At 71.3% G+C, this 18,457-nt stretch carries 16 protein-coding genes; 8 read left to right on the top strand and 8 right to left on the bottom strand.

Features of this window, described 5'->3' with window-relative positions; translation table 11 throughout:
- Nucleotide 1: 1 nt before the first annotated feature.
- Nucleotides 2-283 carry an Lrp/AsnC family transcriptional regulator gene (locus tag V2J52_RS02955; protein WP_331226161.1) on the top strand — a complete coding sequence of 94 codons (282 nt, stop codon included), beginning with the start codon at nucleotides 2-4 and terminating at the stop codon, nucleotides 281-283.
- 190 nt (nucleotides 284-473) lie between these two features.
- On the opposite strand, the gene V2J52_RS02950 is transcribed toward V2J52_RS02955, so the two are convergent.
- A complete protein-coding gene (locus V2J52_RS02950; protein ID WP_331226160.1) occupies nucleotides 474-2,255 on the bottom strand; it encodes a DEDD exonuclease domain-containing protein in 1,782 nt (593 codons plus the stop codon).
- A 185-nt stretch (nucleotides 2,256-2,440) separates the two neighbouring features.
- Nucleotides 2,441-4,279: an AMP-dependent synthetase/ligase gene (locus V2J52_RS02945; RefSeq protein WP_331226159.1), complete on the bottom strand. Its 1,839-nt coding sequence runs from the start codon at nucleotides 4,277-4,279 to the stop codon at nucleotides 2,441-2,443.
- A gap of 122 nt (nucleotides 4,280-4,401) precedes the next feature.
- Here V2J52_RS02945 and V2J52_RS02940 point away from each other — a divergent pair, with 122 nt between their 5' ends.
- Complete coding sequence (locus tag V2J52_RS02940) at nucleotides 4,402-5,337, top strand: ROK family glucokinase (RefSeq protein WP_331226158.1); 936 nt, start codon at nucleotides 4,402-4,404, stop codon at nucleotides 5,335-5,337.
- A 16-nt stretch (nucleotides 5,338-5,353) separates the two neighbouring features.
- On the opposite strand, the gene V2J52_RS02935 is transcribed toward V2J52_RS02940, so the two are convergent.
- Nucleotides 5,354-5,830, bottom strand: a complete 477-nt coding sequence (locus V2J52_RS02935) for a hypothetical protein (protein ID WP_331226157.1) — start codon at nucleotides 5,828-5,830, stop codon at nucleotides 5,354-5,356.
- An 81-nt stretch (nucleotides 5,831-5,911) separates the two neighbouring features.
- On the opposite strand from V2J52_RS02935, the gene V2J52_RS02930 reads away from it, so the two are divergent.
- The 5 genes from V2J52_RS02930 to V2J52_RS02910 all read left to right on the top strand — a co-directional run bounded on the left by V2J52_RS02930 (nucleotide 5,912) and on the right by V2J52_RS02910 (nucleotide 11,111).
- On the top strand, nucleotides 5,912-6,745 hold the full coding sequence (locus V2J52_RS02930; RefSeq protein ID WP_491062163.1) for a lysophospholipid acyltransferase family protein: 834 nt from the start codon (nucleotides 5,912-5,914) through the stop codon (nucleotides 6,743-6,745).
- Between the two features lie 75 nt (nucleotides 6,746-6,820).
- Nucleotides 6,821-8,050, top strand: a complete 1,230-nt coding sequence (locus V2J52_RS02925) for a pyrophosphate--fructose-6-phosphate 1-phosphotransferase (protein ID WP_331226156.1) — start codon at nucleotides 6,821-6,823, stop codon at nucleotides 8,048-8,050.
- Between the two features lie 111 nt (nucleotides 8,051-8,161).
- Nucleotides 8,162-9,514 carry a class II 3-deoxy-7-phosphoheptulonate synthase gene (locus V2J52_RS02920; protein ID WP_331226155.1) on the top strand — a complete coding sequence of 451 codons (1,353 nt, stop codon included), beginning with the start codon at nucleotides 8,162-8,164 and terminating at the stop codon, nucleotides 9,512-9,514.
- Nucleotides 9,514-10,122, top strand: a complete 609-nt coding sequence (locus V2J52_RS02915) for a molybdopterin-dependent oxidoreductase (RefSeq protein WP_331226154.1) — start codon at nucleotides 9,514-9,516, stop codon at nucleotides 10,120-10,122. The genes V2J52_RS02920 and V2J52_RS02915 overlap by 1 nt, the downstream gene beginning before the upstream one ends.
- 77 nt (nucleotides 10,123-10,199) lie before the next feature.
- A complete protein-coding gene (locus V2J52_RS02910) occupies nucleotides 10,200-11,111 on the top strand; it encodes a GNAT family N-acetyltransferase (protein WP_331226153.1) in 912 nt (303 codons plus the stop codon).
- Nucleotides 11,112-11,118: 7 nt separating this feature from the next.
- On the opposite strand, the gene V2J52_RS02905 is transcribed toward V2J52_RS02910, so the two are convergent.
- On the bottom strand, nucleotides 11,119-11,499 hold the full coding sequence (locus V2J52_RS02905) for a MerR family transcriptional regulator (protein WP_331226152.1): 381 nt from the start codon (nucleotides 11,497-11,499) through the stop codon (nucleotides 11,119-11,121).
- A gap of 58 nt (nucleotides 11,500-11,557) precedes the next feature.
- Between V2J52_RS02905 and V2J52_RS02900 the strand changes: the two genes are divergently transcribed.
- The gene (locus V2J52_RS02900; protein WP_331226151.1) at nucleotides 11,558-12,826 is read left to right on the top strand and encodes an MFS transporter; all 1,269 of its coding nucleotides are present in this window, start codon (nucleotides 11,558-11,560) and stop codon (nucleotides 12,824-12,826) included.
- A gap of 54 nt (nucleotides 12,827-12,880) precedes the next feature.
- On the opposite strand, the gene V2J52_RS02895 is transcribed toward V2J52_RS02900, so the two are convergent.
- From V2J52_RS02895 to V2J52_RS02880, 4 genes are read right to left on the bottom strand one after another with little or no spacing between them, the layout of a single operon-like run.
- A complete protein-coding gene (locus V2J52_RS02895; RefSeq protein WP_331226150.1) occupies nucleotides 12,881-14,569 on the bottom strand; it encodes an FAD-binding oxidoreductase in 1,689 nt (562 codons plus the stop codon).
- Nucleotides 14,566-15,348 (bottom strand): lysophospholipid acyltransferase family protein, encoded by a 783-nt coding sequence (locus tag V2J52_RS02890; protein WP_331226149.1) that lies wholly within the window; start codon nucleotides 15,346-15,348, stop codon nucleotides 14,566-14,568. The genes V2J52_RS02895 and V2J52_RS02890 overlap by 4 nt, the downstream gene beginning before the upstream one ends.
- Complete coding sequence (locus V2J52_RS02885; protein WP_331226148.1) at nucleotides 15,345-16,124, bottom strand: SDR family NAD(P)-dependent oxidoreductase; 780 nt, start codon at nucleotides 16,122-16,124, stop codon at nucleotides 15,345-15,347. The genes V2J52_RS02890 and V2J52_RS02885 overlap by 4 nt, the downstream gene beginning before the upstream one ends.
- Nucleotides 16,121-18,388, bottom strand: a complete 2,268-nt coding sequence (locus V2J52_RS02880) for an HAD-IB family hydrolase (RefSeq protein WP_331226147.1) — start codon at nucleotides 18,386-18,388, stop codon at nucleotides 16,121-16,123. Before V2J52_RS02880 ends, V2J52_RS02885 begins: the two co-directional genes overlap by 4 nt.
- Between the last annotated feature and the right edge of the window lie 69 nt (nucleotides 18,389-18,457).

Below are 18,457 nucleotides of genomic sequence, written 5' to 3'. Positions count from 1 at the left end.
CATGCTCACCGCCATCGTGCTCATCGAGGCCGACGTCGACCGCATCCCGGAGGCTGCCCGGGAGGTCGCCGAGATCGACGGGATCTCCGAGGTGTTCTCGGTGACCGGCGACGTCGACCTCATCGCGATCGCCCGCGTCCGCCGCCACGAGGACCTCGCCGGGGTCGTTGCCGACCGGCTCGGCAAGGTCGAGGGGATCCGCGGCACGCAGACCTACATCGCGTTCCAGGCATTCTCCAAGCACGACCTCGAGTCCGCCTTCGCCATCGGCCTAGGCGACTAACCCCCACCCCTCTCCCCGACAGCAGACTTGTCCCCGACAGCAGACTTGTCCCCGACAGCGGGATTGTCACCGACAGCAGACTTGTCGCCGACAGCAGACTTGTCCTCGACAGCAGACTTGTCCTCGACAGCGGGATTGTCGCCGCCGACGGAGCCGGGCCAGCGCGTCGGTCTGCCGCAGGGCGGCTGTGTCAGGAGTCGTGTCCGGTGGGAGGCAGGGGGTGGCTCGCCGCGCCCTGGACAGGACAACTGAGCGTCTCCACACCAGCCCGGTGCTGCACGAGCCGGGTGGCCGGGTGCTCGATCCAGTCGGCGAGCAGCTCGGTCTCCTCGGGAGATGCCGCTCCCATCGCGACGGTCGGCTCGGGGATCTCCTCGGCGGCGGCGACGAGGGCGTCGATCAGCGGCATCGGATCGGTGCCCGGCGCCACCGACCCGCTCGCGGCCAGCCGGCCGAAGCGCACGACGACCACCTCCCAACCCCCGGCCTCGCCCCGTCGGGCGGCGACCAGCTCGGGGCTGCGCCACAGCGGCCGTAGCCGCTGGGCGCGCCGTGCGCCGACAAGGAAGGCCCGAAGCCGGTCACGCTCGGTGGCGGCGTCCTCGTACCGCTCGTCGGCGGCCAGCGCGGTGATCCGGCCGTGCATGTGCCGCACGACGGGGCCGACGTCGGTGCTCAGGCCGTGCCGTACCGCTGCGGTGATCTCGGCGTAGTCCGGCTCCGACTGGCGGCCGGTGCACGGAGCTCCGCAGCGGCCCATCTCAGCGAGTGCGCATGCGACGGCACCGGGCTTCGGTACCAGCGGGAGCCGTGGCGTGCATCGCCGCAGGGCGTACGCCTCCTCGATGGCCTCGAGGCTTGCCTGTGCCTGCCCACGTGAGGCGAAGGGGCCGAGCACGGCAGTGTCGTCCGGCGCCGGGGGAGTGCGAACGATCGACAGCCGTGGGTATGGCTCCTCGGTGAGCCGCAACCACGGCCGGCGCTCGGGGCTGCGTGACCTCCGGTTGTACGGCGGGGCGAGCTCGGCGATGAGCCGCAGCTCTCGGACGCCGGCCTCGATCTCGGTGGGGCACGGGACAACGGTGACGTCGCTGCTAAGGTCGAGCATCTCCCCGATCCGGCGGCGCTTCTCGGCCGCGGTGAAGTAGGAGCGCACCCGGCGTCGCAGGTTGACTGCCTTGCCGACGTAGAGCACCTCACGCGCCGGGCCGAGGAACTGGTACACGCCCGGCACCTGTGGCAGTCCGTCCGCGAGGGTGGACTTGCGGCGGCGGTGGTGGGGCACCGGGTCAGTGACGGTGGCGAGGTCCTCCAGGTGGGTGGCACCCAGCGGGGCGATCCTGGCGAGCAGCGCGTGCAGGACGTCCACAGTGGCGCGAGCGTCGTGCAGTGCGCGGTGGTCCGGGCTGGTGACCGCGCCGAAGAGTGCTGCCAGCGTGCCGAGCTTGTGGTTGGGAGCTTCGTCCCGGGTGACGACGCTGCGGGCCAGTGCCACGGTGTCGAGGACTTGCGGCGCGGGCCACGGGATGGCGAGGCGGTCGGCGGCGGCGCGCAGGAACCCGACGTCGAACCGAGCGTTGTGCGCGACCAGCACCGTGCCAGGACCTAGGCCGGCGAACTCGAGAAAGCTCGGCAGCACCTCTCCGATGCGGGGTGCGCCGACAAGCATGGCGTCGGTGATCCCGGTGAGCACGGTGATCATCGGCGGCACAGATGTACCCGGGTCAACGAGCGTCTGGAACTCCCCGAGGACCGCACCGCCACGGACCTTGACCGCGCCGACCTCGGTAATCTCGCTGCCCGTGGGCGAACCGCCGGTGGTCTCGAGGTCGACGACGACGAACGTCACCTCCGACAACGGCGTGCCGACGTCGTCCAGCCCCAGCTGCACCGGGGTCCCGGTGGCTGCCCGGGCGCGGTCGACGAGCGGCAGGCGGCCGCCCGGTCGGGTCCTGGTGAGCTCGGCAGTCATCGCTCCGACGGTACGTCGAGGTACTGACATCCAGTCGCGCCGCGCCGTCCCCTCCCGCCTCCGTGGACAATCCTGCTGTCGGTAACAAGTCTGCTGTCGGTGACAATCCTGCTGTCGGTGACAAGTCCGCTGTCGGTGACAATCCTGCTGTCGGTGACAAGTCTGCTGTCGCGCGGGGGAGAGGGCTAGTGGGAGGGGGAGGTGTCGGCGGGGCGGGGGGCGGAGTCGGCGTAGAGCTGCTCGATGGCGTCGGCGAAGTCGTGCTGCACGGCGTTGCGCCGGACCTTCATCGACGGCGTGAGGTAGCCGTTGTCGACGGTGAAGTCGGTATCGAGGATGTGGAACTTGCGGATCGACTCCGCGCGCGAGACCTTCTGGTTCGTCCGGTCGATCGCCATCTGGATGTGCTTGCGCACGACCTCGTTCTCGCGTGCCTCGGCCACGGTCATCGGCGGCAGCTCGTGGTTCTTCAGCCAGCTCGGCAGCATCTCCTCGTCGAGCGTGATGAGCATCGCGATGAAGTGGCGGCGGTCGCCGAGCGCCAGGCACTGCGAGATGAGTGCGTGGGCCCGGGTCGGGTCCTCGAGCTGGCTGGGGGCGACGTTCTTGCCTGCCGCCGTCACGAGGATCTCCTTCTTGCGGCCGGTGATCGACAAGAAGCCCTCGTCGTCGAGCGAGCCGAGGTCCCCGGTGTGGAACCACTCACCGCTGAACGCCTCGGCAGTGGCCTCGGGATTGTTGTGGTAGCCACGGAACACCGGGATGCCGGCGGTGAGGATCTCGCCGTCGTCGGCGATCTTGATCGCAGTGCCGGGCATTGGCGTCCCGACGGTACCGATCTTGGCGTTGGCGGGGCGGCTGACGGTGACCGGCGCGGTCGTCTCGGTCAGCCCGTAGCCCTCGAGCACGACGAGCCCCAGACCGCGGAAGAAGTGCCCCAGCCGCTCGCCCAGCGGGGCGCCGCCGGAGATGGCGTAGACGGCACGGCCGCCGAGCACGGCGCGGATCTTCTTGAGCACGAGAGCGTCGGCGACCTTGTGGAAGGTCTTGAGCCGCAGTCCCGGGCCGCCCGGCTCGTCCAGCGCCCGGGAGTAGGCGATGTTGACCTTCGCCGCCCAGCGGAAGATCTTCACCTTCCCGCCGGCGGCCGCCTTCTGCTCCGCGGCGTTGTACACCTTCTCGAAGACCCGCGGGACCGAGAGGATGAAGGTCGGCTGGAAGGTCCCCATGTCGGCCACGAGGTCCTTGGTGTCCGGCGTGTGCCCCAGGCTCACCCCGGCGGTGATGACGAGCACCTCGATGAAGCGGGCGAAGATGTGCGCCAGCGGCATGAACAGCAGGGTGCGGGCGCCGGGGTAGTCGAGCACCTCGGAGAGGTCGGCGACCGCGTTGCGGCACAGCTCGACGAAATTGCCGTGGGTGAGCTCGGCGCCCTTCGGCCTGCCGGTGGTCCCGGAGGTGTAGATGACCGTGGCGGTGTCGGTGAGCCCGACGCCGTCATGGCGCGCCTTGAGCTCGTCGTCGGAGACGTCCTTGCCACGGGCGGCGAGCTCGTCGAGCAGCCCGGAGTCGATGACGAAGACGTCGCCCAGGTGGGGGAGGCCTTCACCCTCGGTGCGCGCCTGCGCCACGACCTTCTCGTGCTCAACGGTCTCCACCGCCACGGCGACGCAGCCGGAGTCGGAGAGGATCCACTGCGTCTGGTCGGGCGACGACGTCTCGTACACCGGGACCGGGACGGCGCCGGCGTGCCAGAGCGCGAAGTCGAGAATGGTCCACTCGAAGCGGGTGCGCGACATGATGCCGACGTGGTCACCGGTCTTGACGCCGGAGGCCATCAGCCCCTTCGCGGTGGCCTCGACGAGGGCGAGCACCTGCGCGGCGGTGTGCTGGTGCCACACGCCGTCCTCCTGCTTCTCGAGCAGGATCCGGTTCGGAGCCTCGGTGGCTTGGGCGAGGAGGAGGTCGCTGATGCTCATCGTGGCGTCGCTGGTGACGGCGAGGGGGACACGGAACTCGTCCATACTGACTCCAGTGGCAGTGATCGGGGGGCTGCTCCCTCACACTACGGCACACCCGCCCGGGGAATCATGAGGCCGGGCGGGAGGCTTTTCGGACAGAACTCAGCGAATAGGCGGAACCGAGCATGACGACGATCGGCATCGACATCGGCGGCACCAAGATCGCCGCCGGGGTGGTCGAGGACGGACGGGTGCTGGCACAGACCCGACGACCCACCGATCCGCAGAACCCGGAGGCGATCGAGGCCGCAGTCATCGACGCGGTGGTCGAGCTCCGGCAGCAGCACGACGCCACCGGCGTCGGCGTCGCGGCGGCCGGCTTCGTCAGCCCGGAGCGCGACGGCATGGTGTTCGCCCCCAACATCGCCTGGCGGGACTACCCGCTGCGGGAGCGGCTGAGCCGTGGGATCGACCTGCCGATCGTCGTCGAGAACGACGCCAACGCGGCCGGCTGGGCGGAGTTCCGGTTCGGCGCCGCCCGGGAGGTCCGCTCGATGGTGTGCCTCACCCTCGGCACCGGTCTCGGCGGTGCGATCGTCATCGACGGCGCCCTCCTGCGCGGGTCGTTCGGGGCCGCCGCGGAGCTCGGCCACATGCGGGTGGTGCCCGACGGCCACTACTGCGGCTGCGGCCACGAGGGGTGCTGGGAGATGTACGCGTCCGGCGGGGCGCTGACCCGTGCCGCCCGGAAGTCGCTCATCACCGACGAGGACCGGGCGGACGAGCTGCGCTCCCGGGCGGCAGCCGACGGTGGGAAGGTCCGCGGCCAGCACGTGACTGCGGCGGCGGCCGACGGCGACCCGCTGGCACGCGACCTCGTCGCCGACCTCGGACGCTGGCTCGGCGCCGGCATCGCCGACCTCGCCGCGGTGCTGGACCCCGAGATGGTGGTCATCGGCGGCGGCGTCGCGGACACCGGGGACCTCGTGCTCGAGTCGGCCCGCGCGGAGTTCCGGGCGCAGCTGTCCGCCCGCGGCTACCGGCCCGAGCTGCGCATCGAGCTGGCCAAGCTGGGCAACGACGCCGGCATCGTCGGCGTGGCGGACCTCGTCGACCACTGACCGCGAGGTGAGCGGCTCAGACGACAGCGCCGTCGTCGTAGTCGTCGGGCTCGCGGTGGCTGGGCAGCCGCCACAGCAGGATCCCGATCCCGACGGCGAGCGAGCCGGCGGCGGTCAGCCAGACCAGCCCGGGTGCGGTGCGCCACGCCAGTACGCACAGCATCATGGCCGCCAGGCCGGCGAGCACCGCCAGCCAGCCGACGACGACGATCGGCTGGGCGTCGCGCAGCGGTTCTGGCTCGGGCGCCACGAAGCCGTCGACGACGTCGCGGTCGGGATCGTCGTCCTCGGACTCCGGCGCCGGGGAGAAGTCCCGGGGACCGACCGGAGCAGGCCCGCGAGGCGCCTGCTCCGCGGGCGGCGGGCCCGGGGGGACGTCGGCCTCCGGCGGCAGCCGGAGCTCGCCGAGACGTTCGGTGAGCTCGGCCCACCGCGCCTCGAAGTCGTCGTGCGACGACTCGTCGCCGTCGGAGTCGCGGATAGGTCCAGCCATGGTCAGCACTCTAGAGTGCTCGCAGCGGCCCGACCGGGCATCGCGGCCCGACCGGAGGTGTGGCAGGTGTTCTACGGCTTGATGAAGGCGACGCTCGGGACGGCGTTGCGTGCCTTCTACCAGCCGTGGATCCGCGGTGCGGAGAACGTGCCCGAGCAGGGGGCGGCGATCCTCGCGAGCAACCACCTCGCGGTCATCGACTCCTTCTTCCTGCCGTTGATGATGCGCCGGCCGGTGGTCTTCCTCGGCAAGCAGGACTACTTCACCGGCCGCGGCGTCAAGGGCAAGGCCGTCGCGACGTTCATGCGCGGCGTGGGCACCATCCCGGTGGACCGCAGTGGCGGCAAGGCCGGCGAGGCGGCGCTGCGCACCGGCCTGGCGCGGCTCCAGCGCGGCGACCTGTTCGGCATCTACCCCGAGGGGACCCGCAGCCCCGACGGCCGGCTCTACCGGGGAAAGACCGGCGTCGCCCGGCTGGCGCTGGAGTCCGGGGCACCGGTGCTGCCGGTCGCCATGATCGGCACCAACATCGCCCAACCCATCGGCACCCGCATCCCACGGCTGCGGCCGGTGGGCATCGTCATCGGTGAGCCGCTGGACTTCAGCCGGTACGCGGGGCTCAGCAACGACCGCTTCGTGCTGCGCTCGGTCACCGACGAGATCATGTACGAGATCATGCGGATCTCCGGCCAGGAGTACGTCGACGGCTACGCGGCGACCGTCAAGGCGAAGATGGGCGCTGCCGAGCGGGCCGCCACCCGCCCGGTCGCGCCCCGGCCGGTCGCCCCCGGGGGACGTGCTGCGCCGGCCACCACGGTGCCCGAGCCCACCGAGGCGGAGATCGCCCGCGGCAAGGAGCTGCTCGACGCCGCCGACGACGGCTCCGACCCCGACCGCCCCTCCGACGCGAACTAGGATGGCGGGGACGCGAACGGGATCCCCGTTCGCCGGGCCGCCCAGCGGCGGCCATCGAACCAAGAAGGGATCTTGATGTCGGTCCGTCGTGTCGCACTGCTCACCGCAGGCGGCTTCGCCCCCTGTCTGTCCTCCGCCGTCGGCGGCCTGATCGAGCGCTACACCGCGGTCGCCCCTGACGTGGAGATCATCGCCTACCAGTACGGCTACCACGGCCTGCTCACGGGTACGAAGATCGTCATCGACGACGAGGCCCGGGCCAACGCCGGCGTCCTCCACGACTTCGGTGGCAGCCCGATCGGCAACAGCCGGGTCAAGCTGACCAACGCCAAGAACCTCGTCGAGCGCGGCCTGGTCCAAGAGGGCCAGGACCCGCTGCAGGTGGCGGCCGAGCAGCTCCGCGCCGACGGCGTCGACGTCCTGCACACCATCGGTGGTGACGACACCAACATCACCGCGGCAGACCTCGCCGCGTACCTCGAGGACAACGGCTACCACATGACGGTCGTGGGCCTGCCGAAGACCATCGACAACGACATCGTCCCGATCAAGCAGTCGCTCGGCGCGCTCACCGCCGCCGAGCAGGCGAGCCGCTTCGCGCAGAACATCATCGGCGAGCACCGCTCCAACCCGCGGATGCTCATCGTCCACGAGGTCATGGGCCGCCACTGCGGCTGGCTCACCGCCGCGGCCGCCGAGGACTACCACGACTGGGTCGCACAGCGCCCCCAGTGGAACCCCAGCTCCGGGCTGAGCAAGCAGCGCTGGGACGTCCACGCGGTGTTCCTGCCCGAGCTCAAGCTCGACCTCGAGGCGGAGGCCACCCGGCTCCGCGGCATCATGGACGAGATCGGCAACGTCAACATCTTCCTCTCCGAGGGTGCCGGCGTGCCGGAGATCATCGCCGAGCTCGAGGCCAAGGGCGAAGAGGTGCAGCGCGACCCGTTCGGTCACGTCAAGCTCGACACCATCAACCCCGGGCAGTGGTTCGCCAAGCAGTTCGCCGAGCTCATCGGGGCCGAGAAGGTCATGGTGCAGAAGTCGGGCTACTTCTCCCGGTCGGCCCCGGCCAACGCGCAGGACCTCGAGCTCATCCGCTCGATGGTCGACCTCGCCGTCGACAGCGCGCTGGGCGACGTCTCCGGCGTCATCGGCCACGACGAGGAGAACAACGACGAGCTGACGACGATCGCCTTCCCGCGCATCGCCGGTGGCAAGGCCTTCGACATCAGCCAGCCGTGGTTCGGCGAGCTCATGGCGAGCATCGGCCAGGACGTCGTTGCGGGCGCTCCGGTCGAGCACTGATCGTCGTCGCCCGTGCCCGGGAACGCCACGTCGGCACCCCGGGCACGGGCGAACTGCTCAGCCTGCGGACCGCGGGCGTCCCACGTCTCGGGACTCGCGTATCCTGACGGCGTGAGCGTAGAAGCAGATCCCGCTGTTCTCAGCGGTTTGGACCACTGGCGTGAGCTGAACGCCAAGCAGCAGCCGGCGTGGCGCAGCACCGAGGAGCTGCGCGCCGTCACCGATGAGCTCGCCGCGTCTCCGCCGCTGGTGTTCGCCGGCGAGGCGGACAGCCTGCGCGGAGAGCTCGCGGCCGCCTCTCGCGGCGAGGCGTTCCTCCTGCAGGGAGGTGACTGCGCCGAGACCTTCGCCGAGTCCACAGCCGACAACATCCGCAACAAGATCCAGACGATCCTGCAGATGGCGATCGTGCTGACCTACGGCGCGAGCATGCCGGTGATCAAGATGGGCCGGATGGCCGGGCAGTACGCCAAGCCGCGCAGCAGCGACAACGAGCTGCGCGACGGCGTCGAGCTGCCCGCCTACCGCGGCGACGCGGTCAACGGCCACGCGTTCACCCCGGAGTCCCGCACGCCGGACCCGAACCGGCTGCTCGGTGCCTACCACCGCTCCGCGACCACCCTCAACCTCATCCGGGCGTTCTCCGGCGGCGGCTTCGCCGACCTGCGCCGGGTGCATGAGTGGAACCGCGGCTTCACGTCCAACCCGGCCTACAAGCGCTACGAGCAGCTCGCCGCGGAGATCGACCGGGCAGTGCGGTTCATGGCCGCCGCCGGCGCCGACTTCGACGCACTGCGCACGGTGGACTTCTACTCCAGCCACGAGGCACTGCTGCTCGACTACGAGCGCGCCATGACGCGGATCGACTCGCGCACCGGGCTGCCGTACAACACCTCGGCGCACTTCCTGTGGATCGGCGAGCGTACCCGCGACCTCGACGGCGCCCACGTCGACCTGCTGTCCCGCGTGCGCAACCCGATCGGGGTCAAGCTGGGTCCGACCACCACCCCGGAGGTCGCGCTGGCGCTGCAGGAGAAGCTCAACCCCGAGGGGGAGCCGGGCCGGCTCACCTTCATCACCCGGATGGGCGCGGAGAAGATCCGCGAGAAGCTGCCGCCGCTGCTGGCCAAGGTCAACGCGGAGGGCAGCCCGGTCACCTGGGTGTGCGACCCGATGCACGGCAACACCTTCGCCTCACCCAGCGGGTACAAGACCCGCAGGTTCGCGACCATCTTCGACGAGGTCAAGGGCTTCTTCGAGGCCCACGACGAGGCCGGGACGGTCCCCGGCGGCCTGCACGTCGAGCTCACCGGCGACGACGTGACCGAGGTGCTCGGTGGTAGCGAGGAGATCGACGAGGGCGCGCTGAGCAGGCGGTACGAGACTCTTGTCGACCCGCGGCTCAACCACCAGCAGTCGCTGGAGATGGCCTTCGCCGTGTCGGAGATGCTCCGGGGCGCGTGATGACAGGTCCCGGTGCGATCGAGCTGCCACCGGAACGGAGCTTGCCGCCGGGACAACACCTGCTGCCGCAGGCGCCGGTCATGCACTACGGCCCGGTGCCGCGACCACGGCCGGAGAGGTGGCGCTTCACCATCGGTGGTGCGACCCACGACGGCGTCGAGCACACCCTGACGATGCCGGAGCTGCTGGCGCTGTCGCCGCTCGACGTGGTGGCCGACCTGCACTGCTCCACCCGGTGGAGCACGTTGGACGAGCGGTGGTCGGGCGTGGCGGCCCGCGACGTCCTCGCGGCGGTGCCGCCGGCGGACGGTGCTGGTGACGTCGTCGTGTTCGCCGAGTTCGGGTACAGCGCCAACATCCGGATCGAGGACCTCGCATCGGCGCGGGCGGTGCTCGCCACCCATCACGACGGCACGCCGCTGAGTGACGAACGCGGCGGGCCGCTCCGGCTGATCCTGCCGCACCTGTTCAGCTGGAAGGGACCCAAGTGGGTCCGGGGCTGGAACTACGTCACCGAGCCGGAGGCGGAGCGTGGCTTCTGGGAGTCGCGCGGCTACCACCTGCGGGGTGACGCGTGGCGTGAGGAGCGGTACTCCCACCAGGAGTAGCCGGCGGCGAGATATCAGCTGGTCGAAGGCACTGCCGCTCGTTAACGTGGGCCGTCACACTGTGGCACCGTCACACCGTGACACCTGACGAGGAGCAGTTCTCCATGGTCCACCTCTCCACGGCGACACCCGAGCGCTTCAGCGAGCTCGCGCCCGATCCGGCGGCGGACCTGGCGCGGCTGCAGGGACACCTCGCCCGCGGTTCGGTCCGTCCTGCGCATCTGATGGTCGCCGACATCGACGGCACAGACGTCGCCCGGGTCACGATCATCAGCCTGCCGGGCGGTACCAACCTCGCCCACGCCTTCCAGGTCCCGCCCGACCGATCCGACATCGAAGGCGTTTACCGCGTGCTGCTCGACGGCGTCGCAGAGGCAGCCCGGTCGGCAGGCCTTGCGACCGTGGAGACGACGGTGGTCGACGCCGACGAGCCCGCACCGCGGCAGAAGCGTGCGGCGCTCGTCGCTGCTGGCTGGTCACCGGACGGTGACCGCCTCGAGCTGACGGCGCAGCCGGTCGTCACGGCCCGGCCGGACGACGTCGTCGAGGTGGATCCTTCCGACCCGCGGGTGGTGACGGTGATCGCCGCCGCGATGGCTGAGAGCCTCGACGACTACGACCGGGACCAGGTTGCCGCGCTGGGCGCCCGGGACGCCGCCGTCGCGTACCGCGACATGATGTCGGGTGGCGCGTTGTCGGTACCGTGGCTCGCCCACCTCGGACCCGAGGGGCTCGACGGCATCGCCGCGATCCAGCCGTACCCCGACGACTGGTGCCTCGGATACCTCGGGGTGGCGCCGGTGGCCCGCCGCCGGGGCGTGGGCGTGGCCCTGAGCAGGGCGATGCTCGCGGCGACGTCGGCGGCCGGAGTGGGCGAGGCGACCGCGAGCGTCGCGGTGGCGAACGACCCGATCCGCGTCACTCTCGAGCGAGTGGGGTTCACGCTCCGCTCACCGCGGACCGACTTCGTGCTCCAGGTCGCTGGCTAGGCTCGGGTCAGGGCGTGGGGCTGAGCACGGCGCTGTGCTCGGTCTGTTCGAGGAAGCCGCGGATCGTGTCGCGGCTCTGGGTCAGGCAGGCGATCCGGCTCTCGATCTCCGCCAGCTCCGCGGCGAGCTGTTCTGCGACGTTGCGGGAGCAGGTCGCGGCCAGCTCCGCGGAGCCGACGTTCTCGAGGTCGAGGATCGCCCGGACCAGCCTGGTGGGAACACCGGAGCGGACGAGGCCAGCGACCCGCACGACCCGCTCGACATCCGACTCCGCATAGGCGCGGTAGCCGTTGTCCGAACGCGCCGCGGTGATGAGGCACTGCTGCTCGTAGTAGCGCAGCAGCCGGGGCGCTACCCCGGTCCGGTGGGCCAGCTCGCCGATCTTCATCGCCGCACGTCCTCGGGGCTTGACATTGACATTAATGTCAGACTTTAGCATCTGGGTCATGGACGCACAGCAGCAGGACGGACGGCGCTACACGCAGCCCGCCGCCGATACCCGGCCCGCGGTCGACGCCGTGGAGCGACTGCCGTGGGCAGCGTTGGTGACCATGGCGCTGACCGTGCTCGTCGTGGTCAGCGGCGAGATGATGCCGACCGCCGTGCTCCCGGCGATGGCCACCGACCTGGACGTGTCGCTGGCTCGGGCCGGGCTCCTCGTCTCGGCCTGGGCCGCGACGGTGGTGGTGGCGAGCTTCCCGCTGACCCGGCTCACGGCGCGGCTGGACCGACCCACCGTGATCGCCGGTGCGCTCACGGTCTTCGGGGTGGCCACCCTGGTGACCGCGACGGCGGACACATACGGCTCGGCCATGGCCTCGCGCCTCGTCGCAGCAGGGGCCACCGGCCTGCTGTGGTCGACGATCAACGCCCACGCCGCCTCGATCGTGCCGGAGCAGCGGATCGCCCGCGCCACGGCCATCGTCCTCTTCGGCGGGATGCTCGGCACCGTCGCCGCCATCCCGGCTGGGAACGCCGTCGCCGAGCTCGCCGGCTGGCGGGCCCCGTTCGCCGGGATCGGTGTGCTGGGCCTGATCGCCGCGGTGGCCGTCGTCGTGGTGCTGCAGCGGTACCCGGTCGTGGTGGGTGACGACGACGACAAGGTCGCGGCAACGTCGTCGCGCCGAGCGCTGTGGCCCGTCCTCGCCACCGCAGGAGTGGGTGGGCTGCTCCTCGTCGCGCACTTCGCGCCGTTCACCTTCGTCGCGGAGCTGCTCGAGCCGAGTGCCGTACCCACGCCTGTCCTACTGCTGCTCTTCGGGCTGGTCGGGGCCGGTGGGGTTGGGTTCGTCGGCGTCACCAGTGACCGGTACCCCACTGGCGTCCTGGTCGTGGTCGCGCTGGCGATGGCCATCAGCCTCTCGGGGCTGCCGGCGCTCGGGCACCACGGCGCTGTTGACGTGCTCGTCATCGCGGTATGGGGGCTTGCGGTCGGCGCGGTCGGTCCGGCGGTGCAGGCAAGGGTGATGGCACTGGCGGGTAGCGAGCACCGCGCGACCGCGGGCACGCTCATGCCGGTCGCGATGAACCTCGGACTGGCCCTCGGGGCGGCCGCCGGCAGCGGTGCGGTCGCCCTGTGGTCGACCGCTGCGCTCCCGCTGCTGGCTCTGGCTCCGGCGCTGCTCGCGGTCATCGGCTCCGTGCTGCTCGGCCGAGGTGTCCCGTCGCGCCACAAGGCGGGTCACCGCGCCGATCTCGCACGGTCGACGGCGTGACTCCCCAGCCGTCGTCCGGCGCGGGCACGCGGCCCGCGCCGGACGACGGCCGCCTCACCACTCGCGGTGCGGCGGGAGGATCGTTCCGGGGTTGAGCTGACGGTCCGGGTCGACGCCGCGCATCAGCGCCACCTGGAGGTCGACGCCGGCGGGGGAGATGTCTTCCTCGAGCCACGGCGCGTGGTCGGTCCCGACCCCGTGGTGGTGGGAGATGGTGCCGCCGTGGTCGACGAACGACTGCTGGATCGCCCGCTTGACCACCCAGTACTGCTCGAGCTGCTCCTCGGCGCCCTCGTGGCCCGGCGCGAACGCGAAGGTGAAGTAGAGGCAGGCCCCGGAGTGATAGCTGTGCGACAGGTGGCACATGACGTACCCCTGCACCCCCAGCGACGCGTAGGCCTCCTTCGCCGCCCGGACGGTCTGGCTGTAGAGGTTCATGATCCGAGACCACGGCATGGCGGTCTCGGACACGTCACCGAGAGCGCCGATGTCGAGCAGGAAGTCACGCAGGTACGGGGTGTCGAACTTCTTCTGGTCGTACAGCGCGCCGGGGCCGCGGCCGAGCTTGATGCCGCCGTGCTGCCGGATGATCTTGCCGATGATCGCCTTCTCGGCCTTGGTCTTCGCGGTGCCGCCCTCGTAGCCGACGTAGGACAGGCACGCCTTGGTCAGGTCCCAGCCACGGCGCTCGAGGACGTCGAACAGCGCGCCCTGCACCTTGCCCTTGACGCCCTTGGACGCCTTCTGGGTGGCGAGGGAGAACGACGTCTCGTTGGAGTCCGAGACCCGGGTGACGGTGGGCGCCGCGTCGGAGACCGAGATCGCGTGCATCGCCTTGATCGCGTTGCCCCAGTTGGGGAAGAGGTAGGCGATGATGTCGCGGTTCTCCGGCATCCGGTGCACGTTGACCCATGCCTCGGTGATGACGCCCAGGCGCCCCTCGGAGCCGAGGATCATCTCGCGGACGCTGGGTCCGGAGGAGTAGCTGGGCAGCGGCCGCAGCACGACGACCTTGCCGGGCAGCACCGCGCGCAGGCCGCGGGTGATGTCGGCGATGTCGCCGTACTTGTCGGACTGCATGCCCGAGGACCGCGTCGCGATCCAGCCGCCGAGGGTGGAGTGGCGGAAGCTGTCGGGCTGGTGACCCATCGTCCAGCCGCGGTTGTTGAGCTGCTCCTCGAGGTCGGGGCCGAGCGCACCGGCCTGGATCCGGGCCAGCCCGGCGTCCTCGTCGATCTCCAGCACCCGGTTGAGGCGCCCGAGGTCGAGGGACACGACGGGGCGCTCCTCGTCGACCGGGGGCGTGAGCGACCCGGAGATGTTCGAGCCACCGCCGAACGGGATGAGCACCGCACCGGCGGCGACCACCGTGTCCACCACCGCGCGGACCTCGTCCTCGTCGGCGGGGTAGACGATGACGTCGGGCACGCGGGGCAGCACGCCGGCCCGGATCTTCACGAGGTCAGCCAGGCCCTTGCCGTAGGTGTGCACCACCCGGTCGAGGTCGTCCACCACGACGCGGTCGGCGCCCACGGCGTCGGCCAGCGCCGCACCGAGGTCCTCGGGAAGTCGGGAGGCCGGCACCTGCAGGTCCTCGAAGGACGGTGGCGGGGTGGCCGGCTTGCCGAGGTCCAGGCCGATCTTCTCCAGGACGAACGGCGCCATCTTCGGCTTGTCCCGGTAGTTGAAGGCAACGCCCTCGACTCCCCATCCCCACCACTTCTGGTGCGCGACACCCTTCACGAGGCCTCCTCCTGGGCGGTCCCGGTCTCCCCGGGCCGCGGTGTTGAACCGTCGTCGAGGACGTACGGCGTCTGCATCGTCATCATCGTCGAGATCCGGGCAGCTACCCGGTCGCTGAACTCCCGTGGCCGCTCCCCGGGGCGGGGGCGCATCGGTCGGCCGACGAGTACCCGGACGTCGGGGCGTCCCGGTGCGGGCCAGGCCCTGCCCACCGGCATCGCCTCGTGCGTGCCCAGCAGCGCGACCGGCACGCAGGGGATCGTCGCCGTGATCGCCAGCGCCGCAGCACCAGGCTTGAACGGCCGCATCGACCCGTCCCGGGAGCGGGTGCCCTCCGGGAACAGCATGACCGGCACCCCCTCGCTCACCAGGCGCCAGGACATGCCCTTGCCGCGCCGCTTCGCTCCGCCGCTGCGCGCGATGGGGTAGGTGTTGAAGAACAGCGAGGTGGTCGCCTTGATCCACCAGCGCGCGTAGAAATAGTCCGCCGCGGCGCCCACCGCGAGGTGCTTGACCAGCCGGTAGGGCAGGTGGGCGACGATGACGGCGGTGTCGAGGTGGCTGTTGTGGTTGGCGACCAGCACGAACGGTCCGTCGACGCCGTCGACGTTGTCGGTGCCCTCCACCTTGGTGCTCGTGACGGCCGAGACGACCGGGCGCAGCACCATCCGCTGCGCGACGAAGCGCAGCGACCGGTGCCACCCGGCGTGGTAGCGGCGCAGCGTCTCCCCGGGGCTGGGGTCCTCGCGCCGAGGGTCGGTGGCGTCGTCGTTGCTCACGCCCGTCCTCCCTTGATCAGCTGCGTCGCGCGGCGCACGAGCGGCCGCGGGGCGTGCTCGGCGAGGAACGCGAGCACGGCGAAGCGGGTCGAGGGGACCGTGCGGATCTTGCCCTTCTCGACGGCGGTGAGCGCGTCGGCTACCACCCGGTCGGCCTCGAGCCAGAGGACGTTCGGGATGGACCCGGTGCGGATGCCGGCCCGGCCGTGGAACTCGGTGCGGACCCAGCCGGGCAGCAGCGCGGTGGCCTGCACCCCGGTGCCGGCGAGCTCGACCGAGAGCGACTCGGAGTAGGTGCGCACCCAGGCCTTGAGCGCGGAGTAGGCACCCATCGGGATGAGGCCGGCGACCGATCCGACGTTGATGATGACGCCGCGGCCACGCGCGACCATCGCCCGGCCGGCGGCGCCGCCGAGGACGAGCACCGCCCGGATCATGACGTCGTGCGCCTGCTCGATGGGGCTGGTGTCCTCGGCGAGCAGCGGGACGTGCAGGCCGTGGCCGGCGTTGTTGACGAGGATGTCCACCGGGGAGCCGGCGTCGGTCAGCCGCGCCGCGACCACGTCGACGTCGTCGCGAGCGGCCAGGTCCGCCACCAGCGTCTCCACCTCGACACCGTAGCGCCACCGCAGCTGGTCGGCCGTCTTCGCGAGCCGCTCGGCGTCTCGGGCGACGATCACCAGCGAGCAGCCCCGCGCCGCCAGCGCACGAGCGAACTCCAGGCCGAGGCCCGACGTGCCGCCGGTGACCAGCGCACGCCCGGTGAGCACCGTCATGACTGCCGGGCCCGGCTCAGGCTGCGCACCACCGGGGTGAGGCGGCCCTCGAGGGTGGTGGTCCAGGTGTGGACCGGCCACCGCTGGGCGCGCGCGTAGCGGTAGAGCTGGGCATCGGGGTTGACCACGTTCGGCCGGCCGACGACCTCGAGCCACGGCCGGTCGGCGTAGGCGTCGCCGTAGGCGTAGGACGCCGAGAGGTCGAGCCCCTCGTCGCGGCCGTACCGGGTGAGCCACGCGGCCCGGGCCTCCCCGACGAGCGGTGAGGTCTCCAGGTGACCGGTCCAGCGGCCGTCGTCCCCAGTCTCCATCGTGCCGGCGACGACGACGTCGAACAGTCCCGCGAGAGGCTCGACGAAGACGCCGATCTCCCCGGTGACCAGCACGGTGCGGTGCCCGGCGGCACGGTGGGCACGGATCCGCTCGACGGCCTCGGTGAGCACGTCACGGCGCAACGAGTCCTGCACGTGCTCGGCGATCGCGGCACGCAGCTCGGCCTCGTCGATGCCCGCGTACCGGCGCATGAAGGTGCGGATGAAGTCACCGCGGTCGCGCTGCTCGGCCTGCAGGTATCGCGGGCCCAGCGCCACGAGGTTGGCCAGCGACTTCGGCCAGGACGCGGGCGGCTGCGTCGCGAGCTCCACCCAGAGGTACTGCTCGACGAGGGTGGCGGCGAGAACGGTGCGTTGCAGGTCGAAGACCGCCACGACGTCGTCGCGCTGCGGCAGCGGCTGCTGGGCCGCGGTGGTGGCGCTGCCGCGCGACTCACGCATGAGGCCGGGCACGTTCGGGATGTGGACCTGCTGCAGGTAGTGCGACCAGTCGATGTCGTTGACGTCGAAACCGAACTTTGCCTGCCGGTCGGCCGGCAGCGAGGCGTGCAGCTCCCGGGTGCGGGCGTCGTCGAAGATCACCTCGGTCTGGGTGTACGGCTGGTAGAGCGAGGTGAACTTGCGCAGCGTGCCCAGGTCACGCCGGGCCTTGTACAGCGAGGAGATCCACTCCCGGGTGCGCGGGTTGGCCGGCAGCCGCCCGACGGCGCGGTCGGCGATGTCCACCAGCTGCTCGCGACGGCCGAGGGCGCGCTCGACCGCACCGCGGTGCGGGAACGACCAGGACGGCACGGAGACCAGCGAGCCGGTGGCGTCGCGCAGCGGGTGCGCGGAGAAGTACTCGCGGACGAGCTGGTAGAGCTGGCCGAAGCGCAGCGGGTTCGTGATGCCCGAGGACACCTGGTAGTAGCTCGCCTCCCCGGCGGCCGGCGGTGCTGCTGCAGCCGCGAGGATCGCGTTGACGACGAAGTCGACCGGGATGACGTCGAGGATGCTGTCCGCGAGTGCCGGGAACTCCGGCAGCAGGCCGCGGCCATAGGCGGCGATGAGCGGGTCGGCGACCTTGAACCCGTCGATCCAGCCCGGGTACGGCGTGCGCAGCGAGGACTCGATGATGGTCGGCCGGACCACCGAGAGCCGGTGCCCGGCGCCCCGCCAGAGGTCCTCGGCGACCCGCTCGCCCATCGCCTTGGTGAAGGTGTAGATGTCGGTCCAGCCGAGCGACTGCGCACGGGTGAGGCCGTGCTCGACGAGCTGGTCGTGCACCCAGCCGCTGCGGGCGTCCTCGGTGGCAGCGGCGACGGCGTTCGCCCCGGCGCGCCGGTGCTCACGCTGCGCCTCTCGCAGCAGCGGGCCGAGGACGTCAGGCCGGCGGGAGGCCTTCTCCGCCTGGGCGCGGGCCGCGAGTGCGGAGCGCATCTCTGCTTCCCGGTCCACGGTGTGGCTCAGCGCACGCTCCTCGGCCACGCCCTTGCGCAGCCCGGCGACGTAGCTGGTGGAGACGTGGACGACGTGCGGTGAGGAGCCGGTCCGCGCCAGCGCACCGTAGAGCGACAGGGCGCCGCCGACGTTGGCCTGGAACGCCTCGTCGACCGGCGGGTCGAAGGAGACCGTCGAGGCGGAGTGGATGACGACGTCGAGGTCCGTGGGCAGCTCCGGCACGTCCTCGAGGTCGCCGGAGATGACGTTGACGCGCTCGGCGAACCGGGCAGCCGCGACGTCCTCACCGACGTGCCGGCGCCAGTTCTTGAACACCGGCTTGCGCAGCAGCTTCTGCGCACGACGCTCGGCGGTGAGCTCCTTGCGAGGACGGATGAGCAGGCTCACCCGGGTCGTGGGGTACTCGGCCAGCAGCTGCTCCAGCACGGCCTGCCCCACGAATCCGGTGGCCCCGGTGATGAGGACGTGGGCGTGCTCCAACGGTGACGACATTTGGTGAACTCTAGCGTCGCCCGCGCCCCGGACCGAACGCTCGCCCCGGGTGATGCCACCGGACTGGCG

Origin of the sequence: Georgenia sunbinii (genome assembly GCF_036421875.1) — a bacterium.
Taxonomy (GTDB): domain Bacteria; phylum Actinomycetota; class Actinomycetes; order Actinomycetales; family Actinomycetaceae; genus Georgenia_B; species Georgenia_B sunbinii.
This window is presented reverse-complemented; position numbering and strand designations above follow the sequence as displayed.